General features: G+C 60.3%; 13 protein-coding genes. 7 read left to right on the top strand and 6 right to left on the bottom strand.

Annotation, left to right across the window (positions count from 1 at the left end; translation table 11 throughout):
- Position 1: 1 nt before the first annotated feature.
- From rimM to ffh, 3 genes are all read right to left on the bottom strand, one after another.
- A complete protein-coding gene (gene rimM / locus AC3IX1_RS23095) occupies positions 2–538 on the bottom strand; it encodes a ribosome maturation factor RimM (protein ID WP_008053499.1) in 537 nt (178 codons plus the stop codon).
- A gap of 5 nt (positions 539–543) precedes the next feature.
- Positions 544–795, bottom strand: coding sequence for a 30S ribosomal protein S16 (gene rpsP / locus AC3IX1_RS23100; RefSeq protein WP_007972721.1), 252 nt, complete (start codon positions 793–795; stop codon positions 544–546).
- Positions 796–1,045: 250 nt separating this feature from the next.
- Positions 1,046–2,422, bottom strand: coding sequence for a signal recognition particle protein (gene ffh / locus AC3IX1_RS23105; protein WP_489385947.1), 1,377 nt, complete (start codon positions 2,420–2,422; stop codon positions 1,046–1,048).
- A 210-nt stretch (positions 2,423–2,632) separates the two neighbouring features.
- On the opposite strand from ffh, the gene AC3IX1_RS23110 reads away from it, so the two are divergent.
- The 5 genes from AC3IX1_RS23110 (at position 2,633) to rlmF (ending at position 10,750) form a co-directional block, all read left to right on the top strand.
- The gene (locus AC3IX1_RS23110) at positions 2,633–3,445 is read left to right on the top strand and encodes a cytochrome C assembly family protein (RefSeq protein WP_489385948.1); all 813 of its coding nucleotides are present in this window, start codon (positions 2,633–2,635) and stop codon (positions 3,443–3,445) included.
- Between the two features lie 12 nt (positions 3,446–3,457).
- Positions 3,458–4,690 (top strand): transporter associated domain-containing protein, encoded by a 1,233-nt coding sequence (locus AC3IX1_RS23115; protein ID WP_489385949.1) that lies wholly within the window; start codon positions 3,458–3,460, stop codon positions 4,688–4,690.
- Positions 4,691–5,081: 391 nt separating this feature from the next.
- Positions 5,082–6,398, top strand: coding sequence for an MFS transporter (locus tag AC3IX1_RS23120; RefSeq protein WP_489385950.1), 1,317 nt, complete (start codon positions 5,082–5,084; stop codon positions 6,396–6,398).
- 230 nt (positions 6,399–6,628) lie between these two features.
- A complete protein-coding gene (locus AC3IX1_RS23125) occupies positions 6,629–9,475 on the top strand; it encodes a valine--tRNA ligase (RefSeq protein WP_489385951.1) in 2,847 nt (948 codons plus the stop codon).
- Positions 9,476–9,721: 246 nt separating this feature from the next.
- A complete protein-coding gene (gene rlmF / locus AC3IX1_RS23130; RefSeq protein ID WP_489385952.1) occupies positions 9,722–10,750 on the top strand; it encodes a 23S rRNA (adenine(1618)-N(6))-methyltransferase RlmF in 1,029 nt (342 codons plus the stop codon).
- Between the two features lie 72 nt (positions 10,751–10,822).
- Here the strand turns inward: rlmF and AC3IX1_RS23135 are convergent, their stop codons facing one another.
- Entirely contained in the window at positions 10,823–11,104 is a 282-nt protein-coding gene (locus tag AC3IX1_RS23135; protein WP_007905514.1) for an HU family DNA-binding protein, read from the bottom strand.
- Positions 11,105–11,500: 396 nt separating this feature from the next.
- On the opposite strand from AC3IX1_RS23135, the gene yejK reads away from it, so the two are divergent.
- On the top strand, positions 11,501–12,505 hold the full coding sequence (gene yejK, locus AC3IX1_RS23140) for a nucleoid-associated protein YejK (RefSeq protein WP_008018580.1): 1,005 nt from the start codon (positions 11,501–11,503) through the stop codon (positions 12,503–12,505).
- Positions 12,505–12,855, top strand: a complete 351-nt coding sequence (locus tag AC3IX1_RS23145) for a glutaredoxin family protein (protein WP_489385953.1) — start codon at positions 12,505–12,507, stop codon at positions 12,853–12,855. Before yejK ends, AC3IX1_RS23145 begins: the two co-directional genes overlap by 1 nt.
- A 176-nt stretch (positions 12,856–13,031) precedes the next feature.
- Here AC3IX1_RS23145 and AC3IX1_RS23150 read toward each other — a convergent pair whose 3' ends face one another.
- The gene (locus AC3IX1_RS23150; protein WP_489385954.1) at positions 13,032–13,967 is read right to left on the bottom strand and encodes a glutathione S-transferase family protein; all 936 of its coding nucleotides are present in this window, start codon (positions 13,965–13,967) and stop codon (positions 13,032–13,034) included.
- 88 nt (positions 13,968–14,055) lie between these two features.
- Positions 14,056–14,376 (bottom strand): GIY-YIG nuclease family protein, encoded by a 321-nt coding sequence (locus AC3IX1_RS23155; protein WP_102671038.1) that lies wholly within the window; start codon positions 14,374–14,376, stop codon positions 14,056–14,058.
- Between the last annotated feature and the right edge of the window lie 40 nt (positions 14,377–14,416).

The raw sequence follows: 14,416 nt of genomic DNA on the forward strand, positions 1-14,416 counted from the left end.
CTTAGAAATCCGCGTCCCAATCCACCTTCATCTCGCCCGCGGCCAGATCGACGGCCAACACGCATTGCTCCGTATAGGGCAACAGGCGTTCGCGATCATCCAGGCTGCCAGCGCAAGGCTTGACCACCATGACATCGTTCGAGCCGGTCTCCAGCAGGTGATCGATTTTCCCGAACAGTTGTCCGAGGGTGTCGATGACCTTGAGACCTTCCAGCTGGTACCAGTAGTACTCGCCGTCGGTGAGTTCAGGGAACAGGTTGCGTGGCACGCAGATCTCATAACCGGCCAGAAGACGAGCTTCTTCGCGATCATCGAGACCCTTGAGCTTTGCGACCAGGAACTTGTCGTTCCCGCGTCCGCTGACCAGCTCTACCTGCTTTACATTACCGTCACGCTTGAGCGTCCAGGTCTTGTAGTCCAGCAGGTTTTTAATCGGATCAGTAAAGGAGTACACCTTCACTTCGCCGCGAACGCCGTGAACAGAATAAATCTTGCCGATAACGATCAAATCATCAGCAATGGCAGGCGTCGCGTTCATATTGCTCAGGCCGCAGCCTTAGCAGATTCCTTCAACAACTGAGCAACGCGCTCAGAAGGTTGTGCACCAACGCTCAGCCAGTAGGCTACGCGCTCTTGGTTCACGGACAGACGAACTTCCTGACCACGGGCAACAGGGTTGAAGTAGCCAACCTGTTCCTTGTGCGAACCGTCGCGCGGGTTGCGGCTGTCGGTTACGGTCAAGTGGTAAAACGGGCGCTTTTTGGAGCCGCCAAGGGCAAGACGGATTGTTAGCATGTGAACATCGTTCCTGTAGTCGGTGCTGCAAATCTAAATGCACAGCGGGCATGGGTGCCCGAAAGGCCGCATATTCTAAGGAATATCCGGACTTTTGCAAATGACTTTTTCCGGCGCCTATCGGCCGCCATGCAGATTTGCTATAGAGCCGTCGTTGAAAACGGCCGGTCAGCTCCCGCCAAGTGCGGGTTTGCTGGAGATCCCGCTTCCTTGCGGGGTCTGCGCCGACCAGATAGCCGGCGCGGATTCTTTACATTTTCGGCATGCCGCCGCCGGGTAGCATTCCACCCATGCCGCGCATCATCTTGGCCATTCCGCCTTTCGCGGAGAATTTCTTCATCATCTTCTGCATCTGCTTGTGCTGCTTGATCAAGCGGCCGATGTCCTGCACCTGGGTGCCGGAACCCATGGCGATCCGGCGCTTGCGCGAACCGCTGATCACCTCAGGGTCGCGGCGCTCGGCCGGGGTCATGGAGTTGATGATGGCTTCCATCTGCTTGAATTGCTTCTCTGCCGCGCCCTGGGCATTGCCCATTTGCGCCAGGTTCACGCCACCCATGTTCGGCAGCTTGTCCATGAGCCCGCCGAGGCCGCCCATGTTCTTCATCTGTTGCAGCTGATCGCGGAAGTCTTCGAGGTCGAAGCCCTTGCCCTTCTTCAGCTTCTTGGCCAGTTTATCGGCCTTGTCTTTGTCGAGGGTCGCTTCCGCCTGCTCGATCAGGCTGAGCACGTCGCCCATGCCGAGGATGCGCGAGGCGATACGCTCAGGGTGGAACGGATCGAGCGCTTCGCTCTTCTCGCCCATACCGATGAACTTGATCGGCTTGCCGGTGATGGCGCGCACCGACAGCGCGGCACCGCCACGGGCGTCGCCGTCGACCTTGGTCAGGATCACACCGGTCAGCGGCAACGCATCGCCGAAGGCCTTGGCCGTGTTGGCGGCGTCCTGGCCGGTCATGGCGTCGACCACGAACAGGGTTTCGACCGGGTTGATCGCGGCGTGCAGGGCCTTGATCTCGCCCATCATCTCTTCATCGATGTGCAGGCGACCGGCGGTATCGACGATGACCACGTCGATGAATTTGAGTTTCGCTTCCTTGATAGCCGCTTGCGCGATCTCGACCGGTTTCTGGCTCAGGTCGGACGGGAAGAAGGTAACGCCGACTTCACCGGCGAGCATTTCCAGCTGTTTGATCGCCGCTGGACGATAAACGTCGGCGGACACGACCATGACCGACTTCTTCTTGCGCTCTTTAAGGAAGCGCGCGAGCTTGCCGGCGGTGGTGGTCTTACCAGCGCCCTGCAAACCGGCCATCAGGATGACCGCTGGCGGCACGGCGCTCAGGTTCAAATCTTCGTTGGCCGCGCCCATCAGGCTTTCAAGTTCGGCCTGGACGATTTTCACGAAGGCCTGGCCCGGCGTCAGGCTGCGCGACACCTCGGTGCCTACGGCGCGTTCCTTGACCGAATTGACGAAGTCCTTGACCACCGGCAGGGCGACGTCGGCTTCGAGCAACGCCATGCGCACTTCACGCAGGGTGTCTTTGATGTTGTCTTCAGTCAGCTTGGCCTTGCCGGTGACATGGCGCAGCGTCTGCGAGAGACGGTCGGTTAAGTTTTCAAACATTGCGCGATCCTTTCAGGCCCTGTGTAGACCGGGATAATGGCGGCCCGGACCGGACTAAACGTGTGCTCGGCGAGCCTGCGGCGTGGGCAGGTCGCGGATTATAGCGAAGACTGCGGCCGGCGGACACCTCGCTGTCGGGTTGCGCGGTCTTTCGTGCGGCGAGGGTTCTATGCCAAACTCAGCGACTTTCGGGCTTGCCTAACAGGATTTATGCTCCCCTTGTCACCCAGCTTGCTAACTACCCTCGCCGCCGCCTGCTTGTATGCCGCTGCGACCATTTACCAGGGCACTCGCCTGGCGTCCGGCGCCAAGGTCAACAAACGCCTGCTGGTCATGCTCGGCGTGCTCGCCGTATTGGCCCACAGCGTCAGCCTGCTCACCCACCTGCTGACCCCGACCGGCCTGGCCCTGGACTTCTTCAGTGCCGCCAGCCTGATTGCCGTGGCGGTCATCGCACTGGCCCTGCTGGCCTGCTCGCGGATTCCGGTGGAGAACCTGCTGGTCCTGCTGCTCCCGCTTGGGGCCCTGACCGTGATGCTGGCGCATTTTGCCCCCGCGGGCACGGTACAGGTCATCGATGAGGAGCCGGGCATCCTCGCCCACATCCTGCTTTCGATCCTGGCCTACGGCATGTTCACCATCGCGGTGTTCCAGTCCTTGCTGCTGCTGATTCAAGACCACCAGCTCAAGCACAAGCACCCCTCCGGGCTGATCAAGAACTTCCCGCCGCTGCAAACCATGGAAAGCCTGCTGTTCGGTTTCCTCTGGGCCGGCTGGACGCTGTTGTCGCTGTCGCTGATTTCCGGCTGGCTGTTCGTCGAGAACCTGTTCGCCCAGCATCTGGTGCATAAAACCCTGCTGGCCTGCCTGGCCTGGGTTGTTTTCAGCGTACTGCTGTGGGGACGCAATCGCCTCGGCTGGCGCGGGCACAAAGCCATTCGCTGGACCCTGGCGGGTTTTTGCCTGCTGATGCTGGCGTATTTCGGCAGCAAGCTGGTTCGTGAATACATCCTGCATATCTGACGGGCGGCATTAATGGACGACTTGCCCATAGGGCCGATGCTCGCGGTAGTGACCCTGCTGGTTCTATGGTCGGGGCTGTTTACCGCCATCGAAGCGGCGCACCAGCATTTGCTGGCCCAGCGCACCGCAACGCGTTCCAGCGACAAACCGGTGGCGAAACTCAGCTTCCCCCTGGCCAGCCTGATTTTTTGCAACACCCTGTGCCGCGCACTGGTGGTGGTCATCAGCACCTTGCTGGCCATTTTCACTTGGGCCGAGAACGGTCCGTGGGTCGCCTGCCTCGGGGCGGGCGCCATGTTGCTGGTGTTTTCCGACTACTTGCCACGCGCCCTCGCCGCTCGCTATCCGGATGCGATCCTGGCCCAGGGCAACAACCTGCTGCGGGTGCCGCTGAAAATCATCTATCCCGCGGCATGGCTGCTCAATAGCATCAGTCAGTTGCTCACGCGGCCATTCGCCCGTAAAGCCAAAGTGGTGCAACAGAGTGAGGACGAAGCGCTGACGGAGCGGCATGTGCCCTCCGAAACCGTAAACCGCCCTCACCCGCTGCCAGGCATCCACGCGCTGGACAACATCACCGTCAATGACATCCTGGTACCGCGCAGCGACGTGGACGGCATCAATCTCGATGACTCCATCGAAGAAATCATCGAACAATTGCGCCACAACAGGCGTACTCGCCTGCCGGTGTTCCACAGTGATATCAACCAGGTCGAAGCCGTCCTCAACACCCGACACATCCTTCACTTGCTACCCGATGCGAGCCTGACCAGGGAAGCGTTGCTGGCGGCCAGCCACGAACCGTACTTCGTGCCGGAAAGCACCCCGCTGCAGCTGCAACTGCTCAATTTCCACAAGCAGCAGCGACGCCTGGGCATGGTGGTCGACGAATACGGCGAAGTGCTGGGCATCGTCACCCTGGAAGACATTCTCGAAGAAATCGTCGGCGAGTTCGAAAGCCAGCACAGCCTGGACAATCCGCACATTCATCCGCAAGCCGACGGACGCCTGGTGATCGACGGTGCCGCGTCCATTCGCGAACTGAACAAGAGCCTCGGCTGGCATCTGCCCAGCGATGGCCCGAAAACCCTGAACGGCCTGGTCACCGAGGCCCTGGAAACCATTCCCGAAAGCGCGGTGTGCCTGAAGATCGGCCGGTATCGCCTGGAAATTCTCGAGACCGAGGACAACCGTGTCACGCGGGTGCTGATCTGGCAGACCAGCTCGATGCCTGTGGTTATCTAAAACCCGACACAAATCCCTGTGGCGAGGGGGCTTGCCCCCGCTCGACTGCGTAGCAGTCGCAGAATCAGACTGCGCGGCAGACAGAGAATGTGATCATCAGTTCGAGCGCTGCCGCGCAGCGCAACGGGGGCAAGCCCCCTCGCCACAATGTCCTCACAAGCCCTCTTGTTCGATCGTTAGCCACCTTCCTATAATCGAAGCGCTTACCCAAGCCTCGCCGGCCCCGTGCTTACCCCGCACCTCGCAGCTTCCGGCCCGTCCACCCGCAAAGTCCGCAACAAACCGACGACTGTTCCTACCTTGAACAGCGACCGTGCCTCCACCCACATCCCTGGGTTCTCGACCATAATAATTCGCTCCACTGGAGCACATGCCTGTCAGGGATAACCGCATGACGACCAGCACGACTTACAACGACTCCACACCTGCGCAACCGACGAACTCCGCCACCCGCGTGGCCACCGCGAGTTTCATCGGTACCGCCATCGAGTTCTACGACTTCTATGTCTATGCCACCGCCGCCGCACTGGTGATCGGTCCGGTGTTCTTTCCGCAGACATCCGGCACCGCCCAGATGCTTTCGGCGTTTCTCACGTTCGGCATCGCCTTCCTTGCGCGCCCCTTGGGTTCGGCCCTTTTCGGTCACTTCGGCGACCGTATCGGCCGCAAGTCGACCCTGGTCGCCTCGCTGTTGCTGATGGGCGTGTGCACCACGCTGATCGGCGTGCTGCCGGGATACGACAGCATCGGCGCCTGGGCACCGATCCTGCTTTGCGTCCTGCGCTTCGGCCAGGGCCTTGGTTTGGGCGGTGAATGGGGTGGCGCGGCATTGCTGGCCACGGAGAACGCGCCCAAAGGCAAGCGCGCGTGGTTCGGCATGTTCCCGCAACTGGGTCCATCCATCGGCTTTCTGGCGGCCAACGGCCTGTTCCTGACCCTGGCCGTGGTGCTGGATGATGAACAGTTCCGCTCATGGGGCTGGCGTATTCCGTTCCTGCTCAGCGCCGCACTGGTGATGGTCGGCCTGTACGTGCGCCTCAAGCTGCATGAGACCCCCGTGTTCGCCAATGCCATGGCACGTCAGGAACGGGTGAAGATCCCGCTGTTCGAGCTGTTCGGCCAATACTGGGCGCCCGTATTGCTGGGCGCCGGCGCGATGGTCGTGTGCTACGCGCTGTTTTACATCTCCACCGTGTTTTCCCTGAGCTATGGCGTGGCAACGCTCGGCTACAGCCGCGAAACCTTCCTAGGCCTGTTGTGCTTCGCGGTGCTGTTCATGGCTGCAGCCACCCCGCTGTCGGCCTGGGCCAGTGACCGTTACGGGCGCAAACCAGTGCTGATCATTGGCGGCGTGCTGGCGATCCTGTCCGGCTTCCTCATGGAGCCGCTGCTGACCCAAGGCTCGACCTGGGGTGTGGCGTTGTTCCTGTGCATCGAACTGTTTCTGATGGGCGTGACGTTTGCGCCGATGGGTGCGCTGCTGCCGGAGCTGTTCCCCACCCACGTGCGCTACACCGGCGCCTCGGCGGCCTACAACCTGGGCGGTATCGTCGGCGCGTCCGCGGCGCCGTTCTTCGCCCAGAAACTGGTGGCGATGGGTGGGTTGAGCTACGTCGGCGGCTATGTGTCCGGAGCGGCGGTGCTGAGCTTGATTGCAGTGCTGTGCCTGAAGGAAACGCGGCATAACGACTTGAATCAGGTCGCCTGACAGATTGCTTTCGCGGGCAAGCCCGCTCCCACAGGTTATGCGTCGTACAGCTATCTTGTGATCGACATCAACTCTGTGGGAGCGGGCTTGCCCGCGAAGGGGCCCTCTCTGACAAAACACCAACCACAACTTTTCCCCCACCCATTGTCACCTCGCTCTACGCGCATCGGCTCATCCCCGCTATACTTCCCGGCTTTTCCTGAATAAATGCCAATAGGGTCCCGCCGCGCATGGATAAGACCTACCAGCCGCACGCCATTGAAACTTCCTGGTACAACACCTGGGAGTCAGAGAATTACTTCGCCCCGCAAGGCGCGGGCGAGTCCTACACCATCATGATCCCGCCGCCGAACGTCACCGGCAGCCTGCACATGGGTCACGGCTTCAACAACGCGATCATGGACGCCCTGATCCGTTTCCGCCGCATGCAGGGTCGCAACACCCTGTGGCAGCCGGGTACCGACCACGCCGGTATCGCCACACAGATGCTGGTAGAGCGTCAGCTCGAAGCCAAGGGCCAGAGCCGCCATGACCTGGGCCGCGAAAAATTCCTCGAGAAAGTCTGGGAGTGGAAGGATGAGTCCGGTGGCAACATCAGCCGTCAGATCCGTCGCCTCGGTTCGTCCGTAGATTGGAGCCGCGAGCGCTTCACCATGGACGACGGCCTCTCGGAAGCCGTTAAAGAAGCTTTCGTCCGCCTGCACGAAGACGGCTTGATCTATCGCGGCAAGCGCCTGGTCAACTGGGACACCAAGCTGCACACGGCGATTTCCGACCTCGAAGTGGAGAACCACGACGAGAAAGGTTTCCTGTGGAACCTGAAATACCCGCTGGCCGACGGCGCCAAGACCGCTGAAGGCAACGATTTCCTGATCGTCGCGACCACTCGCCCGGAAACCATGCTCGGCGACTCCGCCGTGGCCGTTAACCCGAACGATGAACGCTACAAAGCCCTGATCGGCAAATTTGTCGAGCTGCCACTGGTTGGCCGCCGCATCCCGATCATCGCCGACGATTACTGCGACCCAGAATTCGGCACCGGCTGCGTGAAAATCACCCCGGCCCACGACTTCAACGACTATGAAGTCGGCAAGCGTCACAACCTGCCGCTGCTGAACATCTTCGACAAGAACGCTGCGGTCCTGCCGGCTTGCCAGGTGTTCAACCTCGACGGCACGCTGAACGAAACCATCGACGGCAAGATCCCGGCCGAATACGCCGGTCTCGACCGTTTCGAAGCGCGCAAGCAGATCGTGGCCGCGTTCGACGCTGCCGGCCTGCTGGTCAGCGTTGACGATCACGCCCTGAAAGTGCCGAAAGGCGACCGCTCCGGCACCGTCATCGAACCGTGGCTGACCGACCAATGGTACGTGTCCACCAAGCCTTTGGCCGAACCTGCTATTGCCGCCGTTGAAGACGGCCGTATCCAGTTCGTGCCGAAACAGTACGAAAACATGTACTTCTCGTGGATGCGCGACATCCAGGACTGGTGCATCAGCCGTCAGCTGTGGTGGGGCCACCGGATTCCGGCCTGGTACGACGAGTCGGGCAAGGTCTACGTCGGTCGCGACGAAGCCGAAGTACGTGCCAAGCACAACCTCGGCCCGGACGTTGCGCTGCAACAGGACAACGACGTTCTTGACACCTGGTTCAGCTCAGGCCTGTGGACGTTCTCCACCCTCGGCTGGCCGGAAAAAACCGAATTCCTGAAGAAATTCCACTCCACCGACGTTCTGGTGACTGGCTTCGACATCATTTTCTTCTGGGTAGCCCGGATGATCATGCTCACCATGCATTTGGTGAAAAACGAAGACGGCACGCCGCAGGTTCCGTTCAAGACCGTGTACGTTCACGGCCTGGTGCGTGACGGCCAGGGCCAGAAGATGTCCAAGTCCAAGGGCAACGTCCTGGACCCGCTGGACATCATCGACGGCATCGAGCTCGAAGCCCTGGTGCAGAAACGCACCTCCGGCATGATGCAGCCGAAACTGGCGAAGAAGATCGAGAAGCAGACCCGCGACGAGTTCGCCGAGGGCATCGCCAGCTACGGCACCGACGCCCTGCGCTTCACCTTCTGCTCGCTGGCGTCCACCGGTCGCGACATCAAGTTCGACATGGGCCGCGTCGAAGGCTATCGCAACTTCTGCAACAAGATCTGGAACGCGGCGCGCTACGTGCTGGACAAGGGCGAAGACTGCGGCCAGAACGGCGAAGCCTTTGAGCTGTCCCTGGCTGACCGCTGGATCATTTCGCAGCTGCAACGCACCGAAGCCGAAGTGACCCGGCAACTCGACCAGTTCCGTTTCGACCTGGCCGCACAAGCCTTGTACGAGTTCATCTGGAACCAGTATTGCGACTGGTACCTGGAACTGTCCAAGCCTGTGCTGTGGGACGAAAACGCTCCAGTCGAACGCCAGCGCGGCACCCGTCGCACCCTGGTACGCGTACTGGAAGTCGCCCTGCGCCTGGCGCACCCGTTCATGCCGTTCATCACCGAAGAAATCTGGCAACGCATCGCGCCGCTGGCCGGCATCGATGGCAAGACGATCATGCTGCAACCTTGGCCGGTGGCCAACGAAACACGCATCGATCAGGCGGCCGAAGATGACATCGAATGGCTCAAGGGCCTGATGCTCGGCACTCGTAACATCCGTGGCGAAATGAACATCGGCCCGGGCAAACCCCTGCCGCTGTTCCTGAAGAACGTCAGCGTCGAGGATCAGCGTCGCCTGACCGAGAACGAAGCCCTGCTGAAGAAGCTGGCGCGCCTCGAATCGATCACCGTGCTGGCTGCCGGCGAAGAAGCACCGCTGTCCGCCACCGCGCTGGTCGGCGAGATGGAAGTGCTGGTGCCAATGGCCGGCTTGATCGACAAGGGTGCGGAACTGGCGCGTCTGGACAAGGAAATCCAGCGTCTGCAAGGTGAAGTGCAACGAGTCGGCGGCAAGCTGTCCAACGCCGGTTTCGTAGACAAGGCACCAGCCGAAGTCATCGAGAAAGAACGCGCCAAACTGGCCGAGGCCGAACAGGCCCTGGGCAAGTTGGCCGAGCAGCATGCGCGGATTGCCAGCCTGTAACGGCAGATCGCGATGAAAGAGGGAGGCCAACAATGGTCTCCCTTTTTTGTGCCTGCCACTTTCTACCCACCTAATGAAGATCCCCTGTGGGAGCGAGCCTGCTCGCGATGATGGCGGCACATTCAACAGCTATGTGCCTGACGCACCGTATTCGCGAGCAGGCTCGCTCCCACATTTGATCGGTGTTGCCCCACAGATGTGGGACAATGCCCGCCACTTTCAGCCATACCCGAATCGACCACCGCCATGACCGCCCCCCGCTCCCCCAAGCCTGCGCGCAAAAAGCCTGCCCCGAAGACCCCGGCCACGGCCGTCGCCCCGAAGGAAAAGGCCAGCCTGCATCCGCGCAATCGCCATCAGGGTCGCTACGACTTTCCGACGCTGATCAAAAGCGCCCCGGAACTGAAGAAGTTCGTGATCATCAATCCGTACGGCAAGGAAAGCATCGACTTCGCCAGCCCGGAAGCCGTGCGGGTGTTCAACCGGGCGCTGCTCAAGTCGTTCTATGGCATCGCGCACTGGGACATTCCGGCCGACTACCTGTGCCCGCCGGTGCCAGGCCGTGCCGATTACGTGCACTTCCTCGCCGATCTGCTGGCCAGTGGCAATGACGGCGTGATTCCCCGTGGCGCCGCCGTGAAGGTGCTGGATATCGGCATGGGCGCCAACTGCGTGTATCCACTGATCGGCTACAGCGACTATCGCTGGCAGTTCCTCGGTTCCGATATCGATGCGACCGCCATCGCCGCGGCGAAGGCCATCATTCAATCCAATGGCCTGAACAAAGCGATCCAGGTACGCCAGCAGAGCAACCCCAAGCAAATCCTCACAGGCTTGCTGGAGAGCACTGAGCGCTTCGACCTGACCATGTGCAACCCGCCATTCCACGCCTCGCTGGACGAGGCCACGCGGGGCAGCACGCGCAAATGGCGCGCCTTGGGCAAAGCCGATCCAAAACGCAAGTTGCCAGTGTTGAACTTTGGCGGCCAGTCGGCCGAGTTGTGGTGCGAAGGCGGTGAAGTACGCTTCGTGACCCAGTTGGTCAGCGAAAGCGTGCAGGTCGCTCAGCAGGTGCTGTGGTTCAGCACATTGGTGTCAAAGGCGTCCAACCTGCCGGCGATCCAGACCGCCCTGAAAAAGGCCGGTGCCCTGGAAAGCCAGGTAGTGGAAATGTCCCAAGGGCAGAAGCAAAGCCGCTTCGTCGCCTGGACCTTCCAGAGCAAAGCGCAGCAACAGGCCTGGCGCCAGGCACGCTGGAGCACCGCTTCAGCGTAGTGAGCGCTTTATCGCGCCCACAAAAAAACCGTGCCCGGATCGCTCCGGTGCACGGTTTTTTCTTAACAAGTCTTACTTGTTAACAGCGTCGGTCAGGCCTTTGGCCACAACCAGCTTGATCACTTTCTTGGCAGCGATTTCGATGGCAGCGCCAGTCGAAGGGTTACGGCCAGTACGGGCAGGGCGCTCAGTCACTTTCAGTTTGCCGATACCTGGCAGAGTGATTTCGCCGCCGTTTTCCAGCTGATCGGCAACGATTTGGCCCAGTTGGTCCAGAGCGTTACGCGCGGTGGTTTTCGGCGCGTCGATAGCTTCAGCGATGTCGGCGATCAGTTGGTCTTTAGTAAGAGCCATTTAGTGTTCCTTCCCTATCAAATTCATATGGATTGCAGAGTGCAATGTCAGCCATCGAGCCTGATCTTTTGGATCTGGCACCCTCGGCCAAATAACCTCGGGATCGGGGTTATAGATACCGAAATCAGGGTTTGGTTCGACCTGACAAATGCTGACTGCACGCTTAACGCAGTGACTTCGCGCAAGACCGGGCAAAGCTAGCACACAGACGTGGAAATATCCGCCTCTAGCTACCCATTTGGTCAGCTTTATTGCGCTAAAACAGGAAAAAAACGCATAAGCGCCGTCGGTCGCCCGTCAATTGCCCTTCGCACCACGCCAAAACCAGTGGTTGCGGTACACTGGGCGCTTTTTCGGGGGAGCACGCCCTCCTCTCTTCATTCAGCCGAGAAGCCCATGCCGATCCGTCATTGCATCGTCCACCTGATCGACAAAAAACCCGACGGCACACCTGCAGTTCTCCACGCCCGTGACTCTGAACTGGCTGAGTCCGCGGCCATCGAGAACATGCTCGCCGACCTCAACGAAAGCTATAACGCCAAACAGGGTAAAGCCTGGGGCCTGTTCCATCCGGAATCCGGCGCGTTCCCGTTCAGCGGCTGGCTGAAGGAGTACCTCGAGGGCGGCCAGGATTTCACTGCGTTCAGCCGCGTGGCGGTCGAGCATCTGCAAAAGCTGATGGAAGAATCGAACCTGTCGGTTGGCGGCCACGTGCTGTTCGCCCACTATCAGCAAGGCATGACCGACTACCTGGCCATCGCCCTGCTGCACCACAGTGAAGGCGTGGCCGTGACCGACGAACTGGACGTGACCCCGTCCCGTCACCTGGACCTTGGCCAGTTGCACCTGGCCGCACGGATCAACGTTTCCGAGTGGCAGAACAACAAACAATCCAAGCAGTACATTTCGTTCATCAAAGGCAAGAACGGCAAAAAAGTTTCGGAGTATTTCCGCGACTTTATTGGCTGCCAGGAAGGCGTCGACGGTCCGGGTGAAACCCGCACCCTGCTCAAAGCCTTCAGTGATTTCGTTGAAAGCGAAGATCTGCCGGAAGACGACGCCCGCGAGAAGACCAAGACCCTGGTGGATTACGCCAGCAGCCAGGCCAAACTCGGTGAGCCAATGGGCCTGGAAGAATTGTCGGGGCTGATCGACGAAGAACGCCCGAAGGCCTTCTACGACCACATCCGCAACAAGGATTACGGCCTGTCGCCGGAAATCCCGGCCGATAAACGCACCCTGAACCAGTTCCGCCGATTCACTGGCCGCGCCGAAGGCCTGTCGATCAGTTTCGAAGCACACCTGCTGGGCTCGAAGATCGAGTACGACGAAGAAGCCGGCACGTTGATCATCAAGGGCCTGCCCACTTCGCTCACCGATCAGCTGAAGCGTCGCAACTGATGCTCGGCGGCGTACTGAAGAAATTCCTGCTTATCCTGCTGGTGGTCGTGGCCTATCAGAACTGGGGCAAGATCGAGCGGGTGTTCAACCCATCGCAAGTGGTGCCTGCGCAGACGCAGGCCAAGGCCAACGTCGTGCTCTACGCCACCGAATGGTGTGGTTACTGCAAGCTGACCCGGCGCTTCCTCGATCAGAAAGGCATTCCGTACAAGGAATTCGATATCGAGAAGGATGCCGTCGCGCGCGGGGACTATCAGGCGCTGGGCGGTGGCGGCATTCCGATCATCGATGTGAACGGGACGCTGATTCGCGGGTATGACCCGGATGCGATTCTGGCGGCGTTGAAGTAAACCATCAGATTCACACAACCCTGTGGCGAGGGGGCTTGCCCCCGTTGGGCAGCGAAGCGGCCCCAGCATTTCAAGGGATCAAATCGCATCCACTGGATTTACGACTGCTACGCAGCCGAACGGGGGCAAGCCCCCTCGCCACAGATTGTTGTCCAAACCAAATTCGGCAGCGTCAATTAATGCGCTTCAATCCGAAAACCAACCCGCGGGAAGTGCACATGCACCACACCGCCACGCTCGTCCTCTCGCCGTACAATCAGCTCTTCGCGACTGGCAAACAACAACTCCCCTGCCACCGGATCCACGCCGTAGTCCGTGGCTGCGATCACTACCCGCTGCCCCGCCGTGAATCCATTGGGATCGACGAACTGCTCATCCGGCAAAGCCGCTGGCGTGGACGCGCGCGCCACTGCCAGAGCCTCTTCGGAACTCATCTCGCTGGAGGCACCATGACCGAAGCCCAATACCCGCGCATGCCATGCATTGACTGCCGGATAAGCTTCGACCAGCGGAGCCGTCACCGGCGTGGCCTTGAGGAACCAGAGGCAATGAGCCAGGGCGAAGTCGGCAATCGACGGCTCGCCAAACAAGTAGTCACCCTCCTCGCGCTGCAACTGTTGCTCCAGACGCGACATGATCGTCGGCCACTGATGCTTCGCCTGTTCGGTAGACAATTTTGTCGCGCTTCCACCACTGAACAAACCGGCGCGGTCGGCAATAAACGCCTTGATCGCTTCCGGCGACAAATTGCCAAAGCGCACCGCGATCGATTCCGGCTGGAACACCAGGCTGACCGCATGCTGGAACACCACCGAATCAGCCCAGGCGGCAAACGACGCGGTGATCATTTCCTGACCTTCCGGAAAGAACGCCGGCAAGGCCTTTTCCTGATCAAGGCGCCGGGCAATCAATGCCGTGTCGCAATAGATATCGGCACCGACCTGCAGCACCGGGGTCTTGCGGTAGCCACCGGTCAACGCCGTGAGATCCGGTTTTGGCATCACTGGCGAGATCTTCACCGAGCGCCAGGACAAGCCCTTGAAGCCCAGCAGCAGGCGGGCCTTCTCGGCAAAGGGGGACGTCGGGTAATGATGCAGAATCAACTCGGACATGCTCGGCTCCGCCGCAAGGATCAGGAGTCCGCAGCTTAGCGCGCAATCACCTGGCAGCCTACAGATCTGCCTGATGGGAACTGATCAGTCAGAGTGATAAGCCAGGGGCGGCGCTCGCTGCGCTCGCCACCAGGCATTCCTTGGCGCTCTTCTTGAGTTTCTTGATCAGCCGCTCCTGACGCAACGCATCGCTTTTGTCGCGACAGCGTTCGGTGTAGACCAGGGCCATGGCCGGGCTGGAAAGAAAGAATCGCGCGCCCTTGCCGCTTTGATGCTTGGCGAAGCGACGCACGGGATCATCGCTGATCCCACAATAGAGCGAACCGTTGGCCGCGCGAACGAGGTAGACGAACCAGGTTTTGCTCGCGGGGGTGTCGGCGTCGACGGGGCTTTCGCTGAGGGTGGTCACGTAACGATCAGGGCTTGAAGGAAAACAAGCCGCGATCTTA

The organism is Pseudomonas sp. KH_046_2 (assembly GCF_057838985.1).